We start from the raw sequence: 19,180 nt of genomic DNA, 5'->3' as shown, positions 1-19,180 counted from the left end.
ACGGGCCTGGCGGGCCGGGAGTGTCTTGATGGGTGCGCTGCCGGCGGTGCTTGAGCCCGGCTGCCGAAGCCCATAAGAAGGACGAAAGACCGAGGAAACGCCTTCGATGTTCACGAAAATCCTGATCGCCAATCGCGGCGAGATTGCTTGCCGCGTCATCAAGACGGCGCGCAGGATGGGGATTGCCACCGTAGCGGTCTATTCCGACGCCGATCGCGACGCCGTGCACGTCGAAATGGCCGACGAAGCCGTGCATATCGGGCCATCGCCTGCCGCGCAAAGCTATCTTCTGCCTGAAAAGATCATCGCTGCCTGCAAGGAGACGGGCGCGCAGGCCGTGCATCCCGGCTACGGTTTTCTGTCGGAGCGGGCCGCCTTCTGCGAAGCGCTTGAGGCTGAGGGCATTGTCTTCATCGGTCCGAAACCCAAGGCTATCAAGGCGATGGGCGACAAGATCGAATCGAAGAAGTTCGCCAAGGCCGCTGAGGTGTCGACGGTTCCCGGCTGGCTTGGTGTCATCGAAAATGCCGACCATGCCGAAAAGATCGCCGGCGAGATCGGTTATCCCGTGATGATCAAGGCCTCGGCCGGCGGCGGCGGTAAGGGCATGCGCATTGCCTGGAGCCAGTCGGAAGTGCGCGACGGCTTCGACCGGGCGCGCTCGGAGGCGAAAAGCTCGTTCGGCGACGACCGAATCTTCATCGAAAAGTTCGTCGTCGATCCGCGTCATATCGAAATCCAGGTGCTGGCCGACGCGCATGGCACCGCCCTCTATCTCGGCGAGCGCGAATGCTCGATCCAGCGCCGGAACCAGAAGGTTGCGGAAGAGGCGCCGTCGCCATTCCTCGATGCCAGGACGCGCAAGGCCATGGGCGAGCAGGCCGTGGCGCTGGCCAAGGCGGTCGACTACCAGAGCGCCGGCACCGTCGAGTTCATCGTCGATGCTGAAAAGAACTTCTATTTCCTTGAAATGAATACACGATTGCAGGTCGAGCATCCGGTGACGGAGCTTGTTACCGGCATCGACCTGGTCGAGCAGATGATCCGTGTCGCCGCCGGCGAGAAGCTGGCGATCGAGCAGAGCGACGTCAAGCTGAACGGCTGGGCGGTGGAAAGCCGGCTCTATGCCGAGGATCCCTATCGCAATTTCCTGCCCTCGATCGGCCGGTTGACGCGCTACCGGCCGCCGGAGGAGGGCACGTTCGGCGATGTCTTCATCCGCAACGACACCGGCGTCACCGAAGGCTCCGAGATTTCGATGTTCTATGATCCGATGGTGGCAAAACTCTGCACCTGGGCGCCCACGCGTATCGAGGCCATCGATGCCATGTCGGAAGCGCTGGACAGTTTCGTCGTCGACGGCATCGAGCACAACATCCCGTTCCTGGCGGCGCTGATGCAGCATCCGCGCTGGCGCGAGGGGCGGATATCGACGGGCTTCATCGCCGAGGAATATCCTGACGGCTTCGCGCCGATCGTGCCCAATGGCGATGAAAAGGCAGTGCTGGCGGCGATCGCCACCGCGGTCGAGCTTCTGCGCCGCGATCGGCTTGACCGGCTGGGCGGGCGGCTGGCGCCGCATTCGGGCGCACTCAAGCGCGATTGGGTGGTGAAGCTCGGCGACGACTATCTCCAGGCTTCGATCATCGAGGGCATGATCTCCATTCCGATGGAAATCGATCTGTCGGTCGATGGCGGCAAAGCGCTGACCGTGGCGTCCGACTGGCGGCCGGGCGACCTCATCTGGCGCGGCACTGTCGGTGCCCGCAAGGTCACGGCGCAGATCAGGCCGGCGCCGAACGGCCTGCGCATTGCCTGGAAAGGCATGTCGGTGACGGCGCGCGCCATGCTGCCGCGCACGGCGGAGCTGGAAAGGCTGATGCCGGAGAAGGTGGCGCCGGACACGTCCAAGATGCTGCTTTGCCCAATGCCGGGCCTGGTCGTGTCGATCGCGGTTGCCGAGGGGCAGGAGGTCAAGGCGGGCGAGACGCTGGCCGTGGTCGAGGCGATGAAGATGGAAAACGTGCTGCGCGCCGACCGCGATCTTGTCGTGTCGAAGCTCAACGCCAAGCCGGGTGACAGCCTGGCTGTCGATGCGGTGATCATGGAGTTCGCCTAGAGATTGTTTGGAAATTCTACTCCGGCGGCCATCTGAAGGTGGTTTCTGCGCTTCCCGTGCTCACGGACCAATGGCCGCTGCGCTCCGGTTCTCGAAACCACCATCATATGACTCGCCAGAGCGAATTTCGAACAATCTCTGAGCCGTGCGGCTGGGTACGGAAGCCTGTGGTCGGTGGTCATTTGTGCTGGACTGGCATCGCCCGGTCCGGGACAATACATCTCCATCGACTCAAAGCCCTTCGAGCAATTTGAAACATCATGGCGGATGACAAACTTCCACGCGATCCCCTGAGGCGCGAAGCAGCGCTCGCTGCTGCGCGCCCGGAGGCGCCGGCGCGGCCGTTCATCCATCTGCGCGTGCATTCGGCGTATTCGCTGCTCGAGGGCGCCTTGCAGGTCGCCGCCGTTGTCGGTCATGCAGTCAAGGACGAGTGCCCGGCAATCGCAGTCACCGACACAAACAATCTGTTCGGCGCGCTGGAATTTGCCCAGAAAGCGGTGAAAGAGGGCATCCAGCCGATCATCGGCTGCCAGATCGATCTCGCCTTTTCAGGCGAGACCAGTGACGCACAGCGCGACCGCCGCCGCCACGGGCCGGAGATGAACGCCGTGGTGCTGCTCGCCGCCACCGAGGTTGGCTATAGCAACCTGGTCAGGCTGGTCAGCCAGGTCTATCTGGAGACGCCGCCGGGCGAGCCCGTGCATCTGACGTCAGCAATGCTGGAAGGCCATAGCGATGGCCTGATCTGCCTCAGCGGCGGGCCGCGCGGCCCGATCGGCCGGGCGCTGAAGGAGGATCGCCGAGATCTTGCCGAGACGCGGCTTTTGGCACTCAAGGCGCTGTTCGGCGACCGGCTCTATGTCGAATTGGACCGTGTTTCCGGTTATGACCGCGCTATCGAGAAATCATCGGTCGACCTTGCCTATATCCATGATCTGCCGCTGGTCGCCACCAATGAGGCGTTCTTCGCCGCCCGCGACGACTATGAAGCGCATGACGCGCTGATCGCCATTGCCGAAGGGTCCGTCGTTGCCGCCGACAACCGCCGCCGCCTGACATCGGACAATTTCCTGCGCAGCCAGGCCGATATGGCGCGGCTGTTCGCCGACCTGCCGGAAGCGATCGACAACACCGTCGAGATCGCGCTGCGCTGTTCCTATTATCCCAAGACCCGCAATCCGATCCTGCCACGCTTTACCGGCGGCGATGTCGCCGACAATGAGGTGGCGCTGAAAGCGGAGGCCGATGAACTGCGCCGGCAGGCCCATGAAGGTCTCGACGCCCGGCTGGCGGCGCATGGACCCACCGCCGGCTACACGGTCGAACAATACCGCGAGCGGCTCGATTTCGAGCTCTCCATCATCGAGAAGATGAAATTTCCCGGTTACTTCCTGATCGTGGCCGACTTCATCAAATGGGCGAAGGCGCAAGGCATTCCGGTCGGGCCGGGCCGTGGTTCGGGCGCCGGATCGCTGGTCGCTTATTCCACCACCATCACCGATATCGATCCGCTGCGCTTCTCGCTGCTGTTCGAGCGCTTCCTCAATCCGGACCGCGTGTCGATGCCCGACTTCGACATCGACTTCTGCCAGGATCGGCGCGAAGAGGTCATCCGCTACGTCCAGCAGAAATATGGCCGCGACCAGGTTGGGCAGATCATCACCTTCGGTACGCTGCAGGCGCGCGCGGTGCTGCGCGACGTCGGCCGCGTGCTGCAAATGCCTTACGGCCAAGTCGACAAGCTCTCCAAAATGGTGCCGCAGAACCCCGCCAATCCGGTCAAGCTGGCGGATGCCATCGCCAACGAGCCGCGCTTTGCCGAGGAGGCCGAGAAGGAGCCAATCGTGCAGACGCTGCTCGATATGGCGCAAAAGCTGGAAGGGCTCTACCGCCACGCTTCGACGCACGCCGCCGGCATCGTCATCGGCGACCGGCCCTTGTCGGAACTGGTGCCGATGTACCGCGATCCGCGCTCCGACATGCCGGTCACCCAGTTTAACATGAAATATGTCGAGCAGGCCGGGCTGGTGAAGTTCGACTTCCTCGGCCTGAAGACGCTGACGGTGCTGGAGACGGCGGTGAAGCTGATCCGCCGGCGCGGCATCGAGATCGACCTGGCGACGATCCCGCTCGACGATCCTGAAACCTACGCCATGCTGTCGCGCGGCGAAGTGGTCGGTGTGTTCCAGGTGGAAAGTGCCGGCATGCGCAAGGCGCTGATCGGCATGCGGCCCGACTGCATCGAGGACATCATCGCGCTGGTGGCGCTCTACCGTCCCGGCCCGATGGAGAACATCCCGACCTACAACGCCAGAAAGCATGGCGAGGAGGAGATGGCATCGATCCATCCCAAGATCGACCATCTGGTGAAGGAGACGCAAGGCGTCATCGTCTACCAGGAACAGGTGATGCAGATCGCGCAGGAACTGTCGGGCTATTCGCTCGGCGAAGCCGATCTGCTGCGCCGCGCGATGGGCAAGAAGATCCGCGCCGAAATGGACAAGCAGCGCGAGCGCTTCGTCACCGGCGCGGTCGAACGCGGCGTCGGCAAGCCGCAGGCCGACTTCATCTTCGACCTTCTGGCCAAGTTCGCCGACTACGGCTTCAACAAATCGCACGCGGCCGCCTACGCCGTCGTGTCCTACCAGACCGCTTATCTCAAGGCGCATTACCCCGTCGAGTTCCTGGCGGCGTCGATGACGCTCGACATGGGCAACACCGACAAGCTCGCCGATTTCCGCCAGGATGCGCTGCGTCTCGGCATCGAGGTGGTGGCGCCGTCGGTGATGACCAGCTTCCGCAATTTCGAGGTCGGCGAGAACCGCATCTATTATTCGCTGGCGGCACTCAAGGGCGTTGGCGACGCGGCGGTCGAGCACATCGTCGCCATGCGCGGCGAAAAGCCGTTCAAGAATCTCGCCGATTTCTGTGAAAGGGTCGATCCCAAGATCGTCGGCAAGCGCGTCTTCGAAAGCCTGATCATGGCCGGCGCGCTCGACTGCTTCGGCCACGACCGCGCCCAGATGATGGCCGGTGTCGAACGGATGATGGGGCTGGCTTCGCTGGCGCAGCAGAATGCCATTTCGGGCCAGCACGACATTTTCGGCGCGTCGCTCGGCGCGCAGCAGCAGGCGCTCAATTTACCGGTAACCGACCCCTGGCTTGCCGCCGACCGGCTGCACCGCGAATTCCAGGTCGTCGGCTTCTATCTCTCGGCGCATCCGCTCGACGAGTACAAGGCGGCCCTGCAGAAGATGCGGGTGCAGAACTGGGGAGAGTTCTCGGCCGCGGTCAAGCGTGGCGCCGCCGCCGGCCGGCTGGCCGGCACGGTCACCACCAAGCAGGAACGCAAGACCCGCACCGGCAACAAGATGGGCGTCATCGCCTTTTCCGACACTTCTGGCCAGTATGAAGCCGTGCTGTTTTCGGAAGGGTTGGCGCAGTATCGCGATCTGCTCGAGCCTGGACGTTCGGTGGTGATCACCGTTTCGGCCGAGGATAGGCCCGAAGGGGTCAATCTGCGCATCCAGACGGTGCAGTCGCTGGAGGATGAGGCCAGCCGCATCCAGAAGGCGCTGCGCATCTTCGTGCGCGATGCGGCTCCGATCGGCATGCTGGCCGGCCAGCTTGCGGTGAAGGGCGAGGGCCAGGTCAGCTTCGTGCTGATCAAGGAGGCCGGGCAAGGTGAGATCGAGATCGAATTGCCCAATCGCTACCGCATCTCGCCGCAGATCGCGTCGGCCATGCGCGCGGTGCCGGGTGTGGTCGAAGTCGAGCTCGTCTAGGCTGCGCTGATATACACGGCAATCGCATCGACGTCGGCCAGTGCATCACGGCCTAAAGATGCTCTGGGCCTGACATTGCAGCCGATAGGGCCAGCGTGCGGGGCGTGGTTGACCTGACCTTCCTTTGAACCACATGCGTTGAGCAGAAACTTCACAGGAACGCACAATCATGCCCAGCCGCGAACGCGTCGAAGCCTTCCTCAAGGAGGTGGTCGAAGGCAGCCACGTCAAAGCGATCGCCGACTTCTACCATGACGATGCCACCATGCAGGAAAATCTCGGCGTCCCGCGGCGCGGCAAGGAAACACTGATGGCGCATGAGCAGGCAGCACTCGACCGGATCGAGAAGATGCACACCCATCCTGTCCAGACATTCCTGGTCGATGGCGACAATGTCGCCATCCGCTGGACCTTCGACCGTGTCGACAAGGCCGGCACCGTGCGCCGGCTGGAAGAGGTGGCCCTGCAGCGCTGGCGTGGTGACCGGATTGCGGAGGAGCGGTTCGTCTACGACACCGCCTCGGCCTGGCGCCTCGTCGGGCCGGACGGCAAGGTGGTGGAGGGGTGACGATCACCGGGTCAGATCATGATGAGATTTGGTTGAAATCTCATCATGATCTAACCCTTTGTTGGAGCATGATCTTTTCCAAAAACCGGCACCCACTTTTTGGGATCATGCTCTAGACGGCCCCGGCTGGGACAGTTACGCACTTGGTGATGAAAGCAGCCGAGAAGGACGGATTGCAGCAAAGCTCAGCGATGGCGCGGCTGCGTGACCGGCTGCGCAAGCTCTATCACGGACGCACGCCGGCGGCGTTCCGGTTTCAGCTGGTGGCGGTCATCATCGACCTCGCCATCATCGCCTTCTTCGTTGCCACGCCGGTGCTCCAGGACAAGCCGTCATTCCTGTGGCTCGACTATACCGTCGCCGCATTGGTCGCCGCCGACCTGATTGCCCGGCTGTTAGCCTCCAACGACATGCTGCGGCTGATGAAACAGCCGACATCCTGGGTCGATGTCTTCATCCTTTTGACGCTGCTGATGCCGACGGCGCTGGCAAATCTGGCGTTCCTGCGCATCCTGCGGCTGTGGTCGCTGTCGCGCAGCGGTTCGCTGTGGCAGCATTTCGAAATGCGTGGCTTAAGGCCCTGGCGCGAGGCGAGCCACGCGGTCATCAACCTGTTGACGTTCCTGTTCGTCATCACCGGCTTCGTCTACACCTTCTTCTTCCGCACCGGCGCCGGCCTCGAAAACTACATTGATGCGCTGTATTTCACCGTTGCCACGGTGACGACGACCGGTTTCGGCGACATCGTGCTGCCGGGGATCGCCGGCAAGCTGACCGCGATCGCCACCATGATCATCGGCATCTCGCTGTTCGTCAGACTGGCGACGGCGATTTTTCGACCCGCCAAGGTGTTCTTTCCCTGTCCGCAGTGCGGACTGCAACGGCACGAGCCGGACGCCGTGCACTGCAAGGCCTGCGGGCATCTTCTCAACATACCAGATGAGGGGAATTGACCGACCGCTACGAGGCCGCGACCTCGGCCGGCTTTGGCGCCTTGCGCTGCAGGTTGAGCAGGTTGCCCATCAGGATCAGCAGGGCGCCGCCGGCTGTAAAGATGTCGATCTGTTCGCTGTAGAGCAGCCAGCCGATCAGCGCCGACAGTGGCACGCGCAGGAAATCCATCGGTGAAATCACCGTAGCGTCGGCATAGGTGAGGGCACGCGCCATGCAGAAATGCGACGACATGCCGGTGAAGGCAATCAGCAGAATCCATGGCCAGAGTTCGAGCGGTGGGTTGCGCCATTCATAAAGCGCCGGGATCAGGCCGACCACCGACTGGATGATCAGCATCCAGAAGATGATGCGCACGACGCTGTCCGTGCGGGTCAGCGACTTGACCAACACCACCGATACGCCAAAGCACACGGCCGCGCCGAGAACGACGAGGTGACCCGGATCCATGGAGCCGACGCCGGGGCGAACGATGACCACCACGCCGATCAGGCCAAGCACGACCGCCGCAATTTTCGGGCGGGAGAGCCTTTCGCCAAGAAACGCCACCGCCAGGATCGCGGTCCAGATCGGCGTGGTGAATTCGACCGATATGAGCACCGCAAGCGGGATCAGCGTCAGCGCATAGAGCCATGCGGCCTGGCCCGTATAGTGGATGACATTGCGAGCGATATGGGCCAACGGGCGCTGCGTGCGCATTGCAGCGAATCCGCCGCTCATCATCACCAGCGGCAACAGGATGAAGAAGCCGATCACCGAGCGCAGTTCCAGCACCTGGAAGACGTTGAGCTCGGCGGTGGTTGCGCGGCCGGCGACTGACATCGCCAGAAACGAGGCGATCGACAGCGCCATCCAGAACGCGGCTTTGGGGATCGATGGGGAAGGTGCCATAGGCGCTATGTCGCAAGCCGGGACTTCTATCGCAACCGTTAGGCGACGCATTCGACTGGGCCAGACCGTTGCGAAAACAGCCATGCTGGAAGTGGAACCTGACGAAACGGCAGGCGTTGGTTCCCGGTATTGGCCAATTGCTGGACGCATCGTTTCTTCAACATCAACGGGGAAGAGATTCCGATGAAATCATTCGCGCGGTTTCTGCTAGCCGGCTGCCTGCTAACTGCAAGCGCCGCGGCCCATGCCGACGAGGCGAATTTTCTCAGCTCCTTGCAAGGGAATTTCTCCGGCAAGGGGACAGTCAAGGTCACCACCGACGCACCGACGGTGAATGTGTCCTGCACCTTCAATTCCGACGCGACCTCGAGCTCATTGTCGCTTGACGGCAATTGCCGTGGTCTTGTCGTGGTGACGCGCGCCATCAGCGCCAATCTGAAGGCCCGCGGGGCGAAGTATACAGGCGTCTATGTCGGGTCGCGCACCGGGCCGGCACAGCTCGCCGGCAGCCGTTCCGGCAACGCGATCAGTCTCGGCATTCGCTGGGCGGCGGAGGTCAATGGCGATCGCAAGGCGCGGTTGACGGTCGAGAAAACCAGCGGCGACGGAATGCGGTTGACCGTTACCGACGTCGATCCGAAAACCGGCAAGAACGTGGTGACGAGCCGCATCGATCTCAAGCGTATCTAAGCCGTCTCACTCCTCGATCGGCTCCGGCGGGTTGGCGTTGCGTCCTTTACCGAAGGTGTAGCCGGTTTCCACCGCCTTCTTGCCGAACTTGTCGCGCAGCGTATCGATGGCGCTTTCGGCCATGGCGCGCTTGCGCGAGCCGACGTCGACGAGATCGGGCGGATCGGCCTTCTCGTCATCCGAGAGATCGCTGACACCGATGCCAAGCAGCCGGTACTTTGTCCCGTCCGCCTCCTTGCGCAACAGCTCGAGCCCGGTCTGGAAAATGCGGTCGGCCAGCCGGGTCGGGTCGCCGAGCTGGCGGTTGCGGGTACGCAGCTTGAAATCCTGCGTCTTCAGCTTCAGCACCACGGTGCGCCCGGCAATGCCTGACTTCTTCAGCCGCGCCGAGACCTTTTCCGACAATCCCCTCAGCACTGGAACCAGTTCGCCCATTTCAGCTATGTCGGTGTCGAAAGTGGTTTCGGCCGACACACTTTTCGCATCCTGGTCGGGATCGACACGGCGGTCGTCCTGGCCGCGCGAGAGATGGTAGAGCCGGGTGCCCATCACGCCATAGCGGCGCATAAGATCGGCGCGCTCCATGCGCTGCAACTGGGCGATGCTGCGGATGCCGTCGCGTTCGAGCGTTGCGGCAAAAGCCTTGCCGACGCCCCAGATCAGCGTCACCGGCTGTTCGGCCAGGAAACCCAGCGCCTCGGCTTCGCCGATCACCGAAAAGCCGCGCGGCTTGCGGAAATCGGAGGCAACCTTGGCCAGGAACTTGCAGTAGGAAAGGCCGGCCGAAACGGTGATGCCGATTTCCTTTTCGACGGTCTGCGCAAAGCGCGCCAGCACCACCGCCGGCGGCATGCCGTGCAGGCGCTCGGTGCCGGCAAGGTCGAGAAACGCCTCATCGATGGAGAGCGGTTCGACCAGCGGCGTGAGCGCCTGCATCAAGGCGCGGACATCGCGGCCGACGCGGACGTATTTCTCCATATTGGGCGGGATGACGACCGCTTCCGGACAGGCTTCGAGCGCCTTGAACATCGGCATTGCCGAGCGCACCCCCTGGATGCGGGCGATGTAGCAGGCGGTGGAAACGACGCCGCGCTTGCCGCCGCCGATGATCAGCGGCTTGTCCTTCAGCGCCGGATTGTCGCGCTTTTCGATCGCCGCATAGAAGGCGTCGCAATCGATATGCGCCAGATGCAGCTGGTAGAGCTCGGGATGGCGGGTGAGTCGAGGGCTGCCGCAACGCTCACAGCGCCTGGTATCGCTGCGCTGAAAGGTCAGGCAGTCGCGGCAAAAACCGTGCTCGGGATTGTTGACAGGGGCCGCCATCGCTGCGAACATAAAGAGAACAGATGCAATGGTACGTCAGGACGGAAGCCGCCACAAGCGGTTAGCCGGGAGAGAACTCATGAGCACCACCATAGCGCCGCTGGCGCCTGACCTATGGGCGGATTTCGAGGATCTTTTCGGCAAGCAGGGCGCCTGTTACGGCTGCTGGTGCACGCATTTCCGGATGGCGCCGGCGGTCCGACGGGCCAGCGACAAGCAGCGCAACAAGGATCATATCAAGGCGCGTATCGAGGCCGGGCCGCCGCCGGGGCTTTTGGCCTTCGAGGACGGCCAGGCGGTCGGCTGGATGCAGATCGGTCCACGCGCCGACGTGCCCGAATGGAACAATCGGGGCCGGGGCTCGGCGCCGGTCGATCCAACCGACGCCGTAGATCCCGGCGTCTGGGCCATCTCCTGCTTCTTCATCCGCGCCAGCGCGCGCGGCCGGGGCGTCAGCCACCGCCTGGTCGAGGGCGGCATCGCTTTTGCCCGCCAGAACAAGGCGCGGCTGGTCGAGGCGTGTCCGATCGACGTGTCGCGCGATTCGCGTTCGATCGGGCTGTTCGTCGGCTCGTCGCGTGTGTTTGAAAAGGCCGGCTTCGAGCGGCTTGTCGAACGCAAGGCCGGACGGCCGCTGATGCGGCTGGTGTTGTAGTCAATTACCCGTCGGCGTTTGTTGATGTCCTGTGGAAGCTGTAGGTTGGTGTCATAGCAGACGAACGAAGCGTTCCTTTTTGGTCAAATGGAGAATTTTGTGAACCGTGTCTTGCCGCTTGCTTTCCTTCTCGCCCTCAGCGCTCCTGCCTTTGGCCAGGCTGTCGATGCCCAAGGTGCCAAGCAACTTTCCGATGAGCTCTCTCGCTATGTCGGCAAACAGGCGCTCAATGAAGGCATTTTGAAGATCTCAGCCGAGGAGGGTGCCTACAAGATCACCTTCGATGTGAAGGCGCTTGTGGCGAAGATGCCGAAGCAGGATCTGAAGCGGTTCGATTTCCCGCCCGTCACGCTGCGGGTCAAACCGCGCAGCGACGGAGGCTGGGATGTCGCCTCGGATTTCTCTACGACTGGGTCCATCGAGGTAAATGGCCCAAATGGCCTGAACACCGGGCAAATCGTTGTCAAGGATGGCAAGTTCACGGGCGTCTATGACCCGGAACTGGCGGCATTTACCAGCGGCACCAGTTCGATTGCGGGCATGACGATGACGTCGCGCCAAGTCAGTCAATTGACCGATTTGAGCGTGGGGCTGGGCTCTTCCAAAATTGACGCCAGGAAGTCGGCCAACGGCGGCGTCGATCTTAATTTCACACAGGCGATGGCGGACTTCGTCGAAACGGTCAAAATCGATGACCGGTCAATCGCAGCGCTCCGGGCACCGGAGCTCGCTGTGAACGTGACCGCTAAGGCCATTCAGACCAAGCCGCTTCTGGATCTTTTGGCGTTCGCCGTCGCCCATGAGGACGAGGCCCGGCTGAAGGCCGATCAAGCAGAGTTCAAAACGCTTCTGCTCGGTGCGCTGCCGCTATGGGAACGGATCGATGGGACCTACGCATTCAAAAACCTTGCCATTGAAACATATGCCGGCAATTTCGGCGCGGCGCAGCTGAACACCGTTGTCGGCATGGACGGCATCAGCAAGGACGGCAAGATCAGCTACGCATTCAAGGTTTCCGGCCTGACAATACCGCAGCAGATGCTGCCCAGTTGGACCGTTGCGTTGCTGCCGACGGATCTCGACCTGAATTTCGGCGGCGCCAACATCGATCTCGACAGTATGGCCAGGAAAACCATCGACACCCTCGATTTCAGCAAGGATCCACCGCTGCCGCCAGATTTCGGCGACGAGATTTCCGCCAATTTCCTGGCCAAGATACCAAAATTCGTTCTCGGGCACAGCACGGTGAAGAACGGCGACATCGAGGTCGCCATGGAGGGCGAAATGACGTTCCCCGGCAAGAAGCCGGATGCGAGCGTGACCGTCAACGTAACCGGCTACGACAAGATCGTTGAAACCTTGCAGGCGGCGGCTAAATCTGACCCGGAGGCCTCGCAGGCTTTCACAGGGGCGCTTGCGATTAAGGGATTCGCCAAGACGCTGCCGGACGGCCGTATCGAATGGGTGATCAACGCCAGGCATGATGGGTCGGTGACGGTCAACGGCGCGATGCTGAAGGGGCCTGATCCGGTCGGGGAAGACAACGCCGATCCGGATGCGATCCCTGGGACAGCAACGAAGCCTTGAGCACTGACCTCGGGGGCGGCTAACTCAGAGTCCCAGCGCGCTAGCAATCTTTGGCGCGGCCTCGTGCCAGTCCTCGACGGAGATGATGTCGTCCGGCACCGGCGGCAGGAAGGCGCGCAGCGAATTGTCGGCCATCAGGTGGAAGAGATGGGCGTCGGCAACCGAGTTGCGTGCCGAGATGAGGTTGGCGGGCTGGTCGTCGACAAAGGCTACCGGCCGGCCTCTGCTACCACGCAATTTGGCCACCGCTGGTCCCTTGGCCATTTCGGTGGTCAATAGCGGATAGGGCAGACCGAGCGCATCGAGATGGGCGCGGCGGGCGGCGCGATGCCGGTGCGGCATGGCGGTCAAAAGGACGATCTCGACGCGGTCGCTGAGGCTGGCAAGCGCTTGTTCGGCACCGTCGGTAACGCTCTGCCAGTCGGCCTGCGTATCGAAGAAATCTCCGAGAAGTGCCGTCACCTCCGGCTGTTCGATCAGCCGGCCGCTCGCCGTTTCGGCAATGTTGCCGGTGAGACGGAAGGAGGCCAGGGTCAGGCCGAAGCCGCGCGATTTCAGGAAATGCGGAAACGGCCGGATGAATTCGAGCACGACATCGTCGACATCGAGGATCAGCAGAGGCCGGTCGTCGGCTGCAAGTTCGGCGATCTGGCGTGCCGTCTCGGGATCGTCGCTCATATCGAATGCTCATGGTCGTCGCCGCCAAGAGGCAGCGCCCGCAACGCCTTGCCGATGGCGGCCGGGGGCGTGTCGGTTTCCTCGGCAAAGCGCAGCAAGGTCGGCTCGTGGGCAAGCATGAACTGCAGCACGCCGGCAAGGAATCCCGGTTCGGCCGCGGCGCGGCGGATGGCGGACGCCTCGATGCCGGTGAGGGCCAGGAAGCGCGGCAGGAGTTCGGGGTCGGCGGCGACGAAGCCCAGTGCCTTCACGGCAATGGTTTCCGCTTCCTCGCGCATTGACGCTGCGTTTGCCATCACTACTTTCTCGTTGCGGAAATGAGTCTCTTTTCCGCAGTAATCGCAAGCGTCGCCTGCGGCAAGCCACAGCCCCGATCCAATGTGGTTTTCGAGGTGGAATCCGAATGGCTTTTGCCGCTTCGGGTTTCCGTTTCGTCAATCATATTGCCTTAAGAGTGGGCGAGGGTTTGGTGTGCTTCGACAAGGGCGCATAGCGGCAGGGCTTCGGGCAGAAGCCTGGCCGGGACGGGAAATCGATGCCTAAGAAGGTCATGATCGTCGAGGACAACGAGCTCAATATGAAGCTCTTTCGCGACCTCATCGAAGCCAGCGGTTATGAAACGGTGCGCACGCGCAACGGGCTCGAGGCGCTCGATCTGGCGCGCCAGCACAGGCCCGACCTGATCCTGATGGACATCCAGCTGCCCGAAGTGTCGGGGCTGGAAGTGACGAAATGGCTGAAGGAGGACGACGACCTCCATTCCATTCCGGTCATCGCCGTCACCGCCTTCGCCATGAAGGGCGACGAGGAACGCATTCGCCAGGGCGGTTGCGAGGCCTACATCTCCAAGCCGATCTCGGTGCCGCGTTTCATCGAGACCATCAAATCCTATCTCGGTGATGCCTGATGCCTTCAGCCGGAGCCTTGTGACATGACCGCGCGGATCCTCGTCGTCGACGACATCCCTGCCAATGTCAAACTTCTCGAGGTTCGGCTGCTGGCCGAATATTTCGAGGTGTTGACGGCCTCCAACGGGCCGGACGCGATCGAGACCTGCGAAAACGGCAAGGTCGATGTCGTGCTGCTCGACGTGATGATGCCCGGCATGGACGGGTTCGAGGTCTGCAAGCGGCTGAAAAGCGATCCGGCGACCGCGCATATACCGGTGGTCATGGTGACCGCGCTGGGCCATGTTGCCGACCGGGTGCGCGGCCTCGAGGCAGGCGCCGACGACTTTCTCACCAAGCCGGTCAACGATCTGCAACTGATGACGCGGGTGAAGAGCCTGGTCAGGCTGAAGTCGCTGACCGACGAACTGCGGCTGCGCGCATCGACCACCCGCAACATCGGCATCGAGGCGCTGTTGAGCCGCAGCTTCGCGTCGGAGGACGCCACGCCGAAGGTGCTGTTGATCGACGAGCGCAAATCGTCGGTTGAGCGCATCCAGAACATGCTGCGCGGCAGCGCCGAGCTCGACATTGCCACCGATCCGCATGCCGGCTTCTTCCAGGCCGCCGAGGCGCCCTATGAGTGCGTGCTGATCTCGACCGGTTTTACCGATTTCGATCCGCTGCGGTTGTGTTCGCAATTGCGTTCGCTCGACCGCACCCGCTTCCTGCCGATCATCCTGATTGCTGACGAAGGCGAGGAGGGCCGCATCATCAGAGGCCTCGAACTCGGCATCAACGACTATCTGATGCGGCCGATCGACCAGCAGGAGCTGACGGCGCGGCTGCGTACCCAAGTGCGGCGCAAGCGCTATAACGATCAGCTGCGCGCCAGCGTCGCCCAGACCATCGAGATGGCGGTGACCGACGCATTGACCGGGCTGCACAACCGCCGCTACCTCGACAGTCATCTGCAGACGCTGTTCGACCGCGCCGTGGCGCGGCGGCGGCCTCTGTCGGTGATGATCACCGATCTCGACCGCTTCAAGACCGTCAATGACTCGCATGGCCATGATGGCGGCGACGATGTGCTGCGCGAGTTCGCAAGGCGGCTGCGCAAGAACGTCAGGGGCATCGACCTTGCCTGCCGCTTCGGCGGCGAGGAATTCGTCGTTGTGATGCCGGACACGGACGGCGCGGTGGCGGAGAAGGTTGCCGAGCGGATTCGCGCCGAAATCGCCCAGCTGCCGTTTGCCATCGGCCCTGAAGGCAAGGCGATCGAAGTCACGGTCAGCGTCGGCGTGTCATCGGTTCTGAAGGGCGCGGACACGGTCGCGGCTTTGATGAAACGTGCCGACGTGGCGCTCTACGAAGCCAAAAGTGGCGGCCGCAACCGGGTCGTCGCCAAGGCAGCGTAGGCTAGAACACCGATTATGCAGTCAATCGGACAGGGTTAGGAATTTACCTTAATCCAAGCGATTCGGCAGGCTTGGTTAAGAAACTATTGATTTTCAAACATTGTTGCGCAAATGTGCGGTGCAAGAACAAGGGCGATGCGGGCACGAGGGTAGACAGCCGCATCGCTTCGCCGAATACCCCATGATGCTCAGGTCCGCCGCATCTCCTGGGTCCGTGGGGTCGGCCGGCCGGCGCTGGCACATAGTGGCCTCCTCGTACCGCTGCCATACGCCGACCGGCCCCCTTTTTTGCCAAAAAATGAGATGAGCACTTCGCGCCAAACAGCGGAGGGGTCTGGCTTTTCGGGGCCTTGAATCAAAAACGCCGCCCGAAGGGGCGGCGCTTTTGACAGAGCGTATGAAAACCAGATTACTTGATCTTGGTTTCCTTGAACTCGACATGCTTCTTGGCGACCGGGTCGTATTTGCGGAACGACAGCTTGTCGGTCTTGGTACGGCTGTTCTTACTGGTCACGTAGAAGAAACCGGTGTCGGCGGTCGACAGAAGCTTGATCTTGATGTTTGCGGCTTTGGCCATTGTATCAGTCCGTTATGTTCGTGGGGTTTTGGCCGCTGGAGCGGGGGAAAACACCCGGACGCGGGAAACTTGGCGCGACACATAAAGAACGTGCCCGGAAAGTCAAGCCCGACGCCTTGCCTGTGTCGTAAGCACATGAGTTGTCCGGATTAGGAGCACATGAGTTGTCCGGTTTTATCATCGGCCCGATGGAGGCTGAGGATGAGACGGACAGCATGGCTATAGGCCGGCGAATGCCGGGACGCTGCGAAGCGGCGGGGTTCGGCAGGGTGGATTGGTCACCCCGACCAACTCTTCGCAGGCTCAGGGCGTTCGAATCTCGAAAACCAAGCAATTGGCTTTTCGTCCGCTTCGGACCGCTTCTCACCTCACAACGGAGAAGGTAAAGCCGCTGCTTCCCCTCAGCGGGCCGGATTTCTAGGCTTCTTCCTTAACTGGAAGCGCTTTCTTCCAGTCCCCAGTGGTGTTCCACCAGCGATTCGGATTGGCGCGGTCGTCCAGGCCCTTGGAGCGGCTGGCGAGGATCGGCTGGATGCGGATCACCGGCTCCTGGTAGGAATGCGCCTGGAAAATCGCCTCGACGACGCGGGCGGCGAGCGACTGGTCGTCGGGCAACTCGAACGAGACCTCGACGGTGCCGGGGCGGCGGCGCAGTTCGGTTTCGACGCCGGCGGCTGCACCTTCCAGCGGTCGGTAGCGTTCGATGCCGTGCGCCGTTTGATAGGCGTTGCGGTCGTATTTGCCCATTGCCAGCGGCGCGATCGCGACCACGGCGTCCATGATGCGGTCGACATCGGCTGCCGGGGCCTGGAAGCTGACAAGCAGCAGAAGCGTCATGCGCAGAGATGTGGTTTCAAAGCCGCTGTCGATCATCGCCGTATCCTCAAACTCGGGTTTTTTGGGACACCCTTTTAGCTGAGGTCTCCTGACACGGTTCTGTCAGCAGCGGCGACATCCCGTCAGGATTGCGCAGGCTGGCGACGGACAGGCTACCAGATCTTGCGGACCAGCCTGGCGCTGACCAAGGCGATATAGGCGGCAAAGAACAGGCCGAGCGACCAGCCGAAGCCGGAGGGCCCGAAGGCATCCATGCCGATGCCGATCGCCTGCGGGCCAAGCACCATGCCGACGCCGTAGCAGAGCACGAAGGCGGCGTTGGCCGAGGCCAGTTCATGGCCGGAGAGCTGCGAGCCCAGATGGGCAAGGCCGATCGTGTACATGGCGGCCACCACGCCGCCCCAGACGAACAGAAGCGCCGCCATCAGGTGCCAATTGCCGGCGAAGAACGGCATGAAGATGGTGCCGGCAAGTCCGACGGTGGCACAGGCCAACAGCAGATAGCGGCGGTCTGAGACGCGGTCGCTGATCATGCCGATAGGGATCTGCATCAGCACGTTGCCGAGGCCGATCATGGTGAGCAGGAGGGCTGCATCCGCCTCGGAATAGCCGATGCGGTTGCCATAGACGGGGAACAGCGCAAAGCCGCCGGTCTCGACGGCGCCGAACACCAGCACGGCGGCGGTCGCTGTCGGCACCAGCCAGATATAGCGCAGGAAGTTGCTGGTTTCGCCGTCAACCACGATTGTGGGACTTTCATTCCGTGCGGCCAGCACCGGGATTGCGGCCAGCGCGACCAGGACGATGATGACGCCGAACGGCAAGAAGCCGGTGCTGCCGATATGGGCGAAGATCCATGGCCCGGCGGCGAAGCCGAGCGACAGCACGGTGGCGTAGATGCCGAGCACCAGGCCGCGCCGGCGCGGCGGCGCCGAGGTGCTGATCCAGAATTCCGACAGGATGAACAGCACCGTCAGCGCGATGTGCAGCACGATGCGTAGTGGGAACCACATCCAGAAGTCCGGCGCGAAGTGGAAGCCGACAAAGGCGAGCGCGCCGGCGGCGATCATGGCGATCATCGTCCAGGCGACGCCGAAGCGCATCGCCAGCGGCGTGGCCAGCGGGGCGCCGGCGATCGAGGCGAGGCCGGCGACCGCGGTGTTGAGGCCGATCATCGATGCCGAGTGGCCGCGGCTCTCGAGAATAACGCTGAGCAGCGGCATGCCGAGGCCTATGGCGATGCCGACGACGCTGATCGACGAGATCGCGGCGATCATCGGTAGCCAATGTACGCGCTCGTCGCCCTCTTGCTGGGTATCGACCGTCATGTGATGCCTGAATACTCTGTCTGTTTGATATTGCGTAATTCCGGACGGAAAACCGCGTCACACTTTTCCTGGAATTGCTCTAAAGAATTTCGCGAACGAAGCGGTTGCGGACAAGCCGGTAGAACGGCACGGACCCACCGGGTCGCAGGCGCGGATCGCCGGCAAGCCGCGTCTCCAGCTCCTGCAAGATCGTTCGGGTGATGTCGGGGATATCGGCCTCTCTGGCCTTGGCGAGCGGCAGCCAGACCAGTTCTTCCAGCTCATTGGTCGGGACGCCACCCGGCAGTTCCACGGCGACATCGCTGCGCCAGGCGCTGAAGAAGCGGGTGTCGAAACGACGCACGCGATTGGGCGGGGTGATGGCGCGGGCAATGAAGCGCAGCGGCGCCAGCGAAGGCTGGACGCCGTGCTCGACAAAGCCCTGCCAGTCGCGTTTGTCGGTTGCGAACGAGCCTTTGCGGCCGATGAGCAGGCCGGCTTCCTCATAAGTCTCGCGGATGGCCGAGAGCGCGATGGCACGGGCCCGCGACGGGCTGATGCGGCCGACGCCGGCGGTCAGCCTGGCTTCTTCCTCCGGAAGCAATGGGGTGGCAACGGCAATGCGGCTGTCGGCCGAATCGGTGCGGCCGCCGGGAAAGACGAACTTGCCGGGCATGAAGGCGTGGCCTGCATGGCGCCGGCCCATCAGCACCAGAATCTCGTCGCCCTCGCGGTCGAGCAGGATCAGGGTGGCGGCATCGCGCGGGCGTATGGGCAGGCCGCTGTGGGCGGCTGCGCCACGGTCCATCCTGCTGACTTCCGCCTTGGTCATACCTTCCATGCGCAGGACCTAGCGGAAACTTCTGGCAAACGAAAGTGGCCTTTCACGGTCGGCATGTTGCGC

General features: G+C 62.6%; 17 protein-coding genes. 9 read left to right on the top strand and 8 right to left on the bottom strand.

All coding sequences use genetic code 11. The annotated features are described in order from the left end of the window. Positions 1 to 106 precede the first annotated feature (106 nt). From ACYG9V_RS21740 to ACYG9V_RS21725, 4 genes are all read left to right on the top strand, one after another. Positions 107 to 2,119 carry an acetyl/propionyl/methylcrotonyl-CoA carboxylase subunit alpha gene (locus tag ACYG9V_RS21740; RefSeq protein ID WP_352765298.1) on the top strand — a complete coding sequence of 671 codons (2,013 nt, stop codon included), beginning with the start codon at positions 107 to 109 and terminating at the stop codon, positions 2,117 to 2,119. Between the two features lie 260 nt (positions 2,120 to 2,379). After that, the gene (gene dnaE / locus ACYG9V_RS21735) at positions 2,380 to 5,907 is read left to right on the top strand and encodes a DNA polymerase III subunit alpha (protein ID WP_352765299.1); all 3,528 of its coding nucleotides are present in this window, start codon (positions 2,380 to 2,382) and stop codon (positions 5,905 to 5,907) included. A 169-nt stretch (positions 5,908 to 6,076) separates the two neighbouring features. After that, a complete protein-coding gene (locus ACYG9V_RS21730) occupies positions 6,077 to 6,475 on the top strand; it encodes a nuclear transport factor 2 family protein (protein ID WP_023667583.1) in 399 nt (132 codons plus the stop codon). 149 nt (positions 6,476 to 6,624) lie between these two features. Beyond that, positions 6,625 to 7,428, top strand: a complete 804-nt coding sequence (locus ACYG9V_RS21725; protein ID WP_023714244.1) for a potassium channel family protein — start codon at positions 6,625 to 6,627, stop codon at positions 7,426 to 7,428. Positions 7,429 to 7,435: 7 nt separating this feature from the next. On the opposite strand, the gene ACYG9V_RS21720 is transcribed toward ACYG9V_RS21725, so the two are convergent. After that, positions 7,436 to 8,317 carry a DMT family transporter gene (locus ACYG9V_RS21720; RefSeq protein ID WP_023681579.1) on the bottom strand — a complete coding sequence of 294 codons (882 nt, stop codon included), beginning with the start codon at positions 8,315 to 8,317 and terminating at the stop codon, positions 7,436 to 7,438. A gap of 183 nt (positions 8,318 to 8,500) precedes the next feature. Here ACYG9V_RS21720 and ACYG9V_RS21715 point away from each other — a divergent pair, with 183 nt between their 5' ends. Further along, positions 8,501 to 9,007 (top strand): hypothetical protein, encoded by a 507-nt coding sequence (locus tag ACYG9V_RS21715; RefSeq protein ID WP_023681578.1) that lies wholly within the window; start codon positions 8,501 to 8,503, stop codon positions 9,005 to 9,007. A gap of 6 nt (positions 9,008 to 9,013) precedes the next feature. Here the strand turns inward: ACYG9V_RS21715 and ACYG9V_RS21710 are convergent, their stop codons facing one another. Then, a complete protein-coding gene (locus ACYG9V_RS21710) occupies positions 9,014 to 10,342 on the bottom strand; it encodes a DNA polymerase IV (protein ID WP_023681577.1) in 1,329 nt (442 codons plus the stop codon). A 67-nt stretch (positions 10,343 to 10,409) separates the two neighbouring features. On the opposite strand from ACYG9V_RS21710, the gene ACYG9V_RS21705 reads away from it, so the two are divergent. Continuing rightward, positions 10,410 to 10,985, top strand: coding sequence for a GNAT family N-acetyltransferase (locus tag ACYG9V_RS21705; RefSeq protein ID WP_023681576.1), 576 nt, complete (start codon positions 10,410 to 10,412; stop codon positions 10,983 to 10,985). A gap of 99 nt (positions 10,986 to 11,084) precedes the next feature. Beyond that, entirely contained in the window at positions 11,085 to 12,572 is a 1,488-nt protein-coding gene (locus ACYG9V_RS21700) for a hypothetical protein (protein ID WP_023681575.1), read from the top strand. 24 nt (positions 12,573 to 12,596) lie between these two features. On the opposite strand, the gene ACYG9V_RS21695 is transcribed toward ACYG9V_RS21700, so the two are convergent. Further along, positions 12,597 to 13,250: a hypothetical protein gene (locus ACYG9V_RS21695; RefSeq protein WP_023681574.1), complete on the bottom strand. Its 654-nt coding sequence runs from the start codon at positions 13,248 to 13,250 to the stop codon at positions 12,597 to 12,599. Next, positions 13,247 to 13,546 (bottom strand): DUF3572 domain-containing protein, encoded by a 300-nt coding sequence (locus ACYG9V_RS21690; RefSeq protein ID WP_023681573.1) that lies wholly within the window; start codon positions 13,544 to 13,546, stop codon positions 13,247 to 13,249. The genes ACYG9V_RS21695 and ACYG9V_RS21690 overlap by 4 nt, the downstream gene beginning before the upstream one ends. Positions 13,547 to 13,785: 239 nt before the next feature. Between ACYG9V_RS21690 and ACYG9V_RS21685 the strand changes: the two genes are divergently transcribed. After that, entirely contained in the window at positions 13,786 to 14,157 is a 372-nt protein-coding gene (locus ACYG9V_RS21685; protein WP_023667574.1) for a response regulator, read from the top strand. A gap of 24 nt (positions 14,158 to 14,181) precedes the next feature. After that, on the top strand, positions 14,182 to 15,555 hold the full coding sequence (locus ACYG9V_RS21680; protein ID WP_023681572.1) for a PleD family two-component system response regulator: 1,374 nt from the start codon (positions 14,182 to 14,184) through the stop codon (positions 15,553 to 15,555). Between the two features lie 409 nt (positions 15,556 to 15,964). On the opposite strand, the gene rpmG is transcribed toward ACYG9V_RS21680, so the two are convergent. The 4 genes from rpmG to ACYG9V_RS21660 form a co-directional block, all read right to left on the bottom strand. Further along, a complete protein-coding gene (rpmG, locus tag ACYG9V_RS21675; protein WP_006201775.1) occupies positions 15,965 to 16,132 on the bottom strand; it encodes a 50S ribosomal protein L33 in 168 nt (55 codons plus the stop codon). Between the two features lie 417 nt (positions 16,133 to 16,549). Beyond that, positions 16,550 to 17,005 (bottom strand): YqfO family protein, encoded by a 456-nt coding sequence (locus ACYG9V_RS21670; protein ID WP_023695428.1) that lies wholly within the window; start codon positions 17,003 to 17,005, stop codon positions 16,550 to 16,552. Between the two features lie 116 nt (positions 17,006 to 17,121). Further along, positions 17,122 to 18,297 carry an MFS transporter gene (locus ACYG9V_RS21665; RefSeq protein ID WP_352761565.1) on the bottom strand — a complete coding sequence of 392 codons (1,176 nt, stop codon included), beginning with the start codon at positions 18,295 to 18,297 and terminating at the stop codon, positions 17,122 to 17,124. A gap of 79 nt (positions 18,298 to 18,376) precedes the next feature. Then, the gene (locus tag ACYG9V_RS21660) at positions 18,377 to 19,117 is read right to left on the bottom strand and encodes an NUDIX hydrolase (protein WP_352765300.1); all 741 of its coding nucleotides are present in this window, start codon (positions 19,115 to 19,117) and stop codon (positions 18,377 to 18,379) included. Between the last annotated feature and the right edge of the window lie 63 nt (positions 19,118 to 19,180).

It is taken from the genome of Mesorhizobium sp. W016 (genome assembly GCF_054719485.1).
The sequence above is the reverse complement of the archived record's forward strand: the minus strand, read 5'-3'. Positions and strand labels throughout refer to the sequence as shown.

Coding starts and splice junctions, on each gene's coding strand:
- rpmG (WP_006201775.1), bottom strand. CDS start 16,132: ATGGCCAAAGCCGCAAACATCAAGATCAAGCTTCTGTCGACCGCCGAC.
- ACYG9V_RS21660 (WP_352765300.1), bottom strand. CDS start 19,117: ATGGAAGGTATGACCAAGGCGGAAGTCAGCAGGATGGACCGTGGCGCA.
- ACYG9V_RS21725 (WP_023714244.1), top strand. CDS start 6,625: ATGAAAGCAGCCGAGAAGGACGGATTGCAGCAAAGCTCAGCGATGGCG.
- ACYG9V_RS21705 (WP_023681576.1), top strand. CDS start 10,410: ATGAGCACCACCATAGCGCCGCTGGCGCCTGACCTATGGGCGGATTTC.
- ACYG9V_RS21670 (WP_023695428.1), bottom strand. CDS start 17,005: ATGATCGACAGCGGCTTTGAAACCACATCTCTGCGCATGACGCTTCTG.
- dnaE (WP_352765299.1), top strand. CDS start 2,380: ATGGCGGATGACAAACTTCCACGCGATCCCCTGAGGCGCGAAGCAGCG.
- ACYG9V_RS21730 (WP_023667583.1), top strand. CDS start 6,077: ATGCCCAGCCGCGAACGCGTCGAAGCCTTCCTCAAGGAGGTGGTCGAA.
- ACYG9V_RS21715 (WP_023681578.1), top strand. CDS start 8,501: ATGAAATCATTCGCGCGGTTTCTGCTAGCCGGCTGCCTGCTAACTGCA.
- ACYG9V_RS21710 (WP_023681577.1), bottom strand. CDS start 10,342: ATGTTCGCAGCGATGGCGGCCCCTGTCAACAATCCCGAGCACGGTTTT.
- ACYG9V_RS21685 (WP_023667574.1), top strand. CDS start 13,786: ATGCCTAAGAAGGTCATGATCGTCGAGGACAACGAGCTCAATATGAAG.
- ACYG9V_RS21740 (WP_352765298.1), top strand. CDS start 107: ATGTTCACGAAAATCCTGATCGCCAATCGCGGCGAGATTGCTTGCCGC.
- ACYG9V_RS21680 (WP_023681572.1), top strand. CDS start 14,182: ATGACCGCGCGGATCCTCGTCGTCGACGACATCCCTGCCAATGTCAAA.
- ACYG9V_RS21695 (WP_023681574.1), bottom strand. CDS start 13,250: ATGAGCGACGATCCCGAGACGGCACGCCAGATCGCCGAACTTGCAGCC.
- ACYG9V_RS21690 (WP_023681573.1), bottom strand. CDS start 13,546: ATGGCAAACGCAGCGTCAATGCGCGAGGAAGCGGAAACCATTGCCGTG.
- ACYG9V_RS21665 (WP_352761565.1), bottom strand. CDS start 18,297: ATGACGGTCGATACCCAGCAAGAGGGCGACGAGCGCGTACATTGGCTA.
- ACYG9V_RS21720 (WP_023681579.1), bottom strand. CDS start 8,317: ATGGCACCTTCCCCATCGATCCCCAAAGCCGCGTTCTGGATGGCGCTG.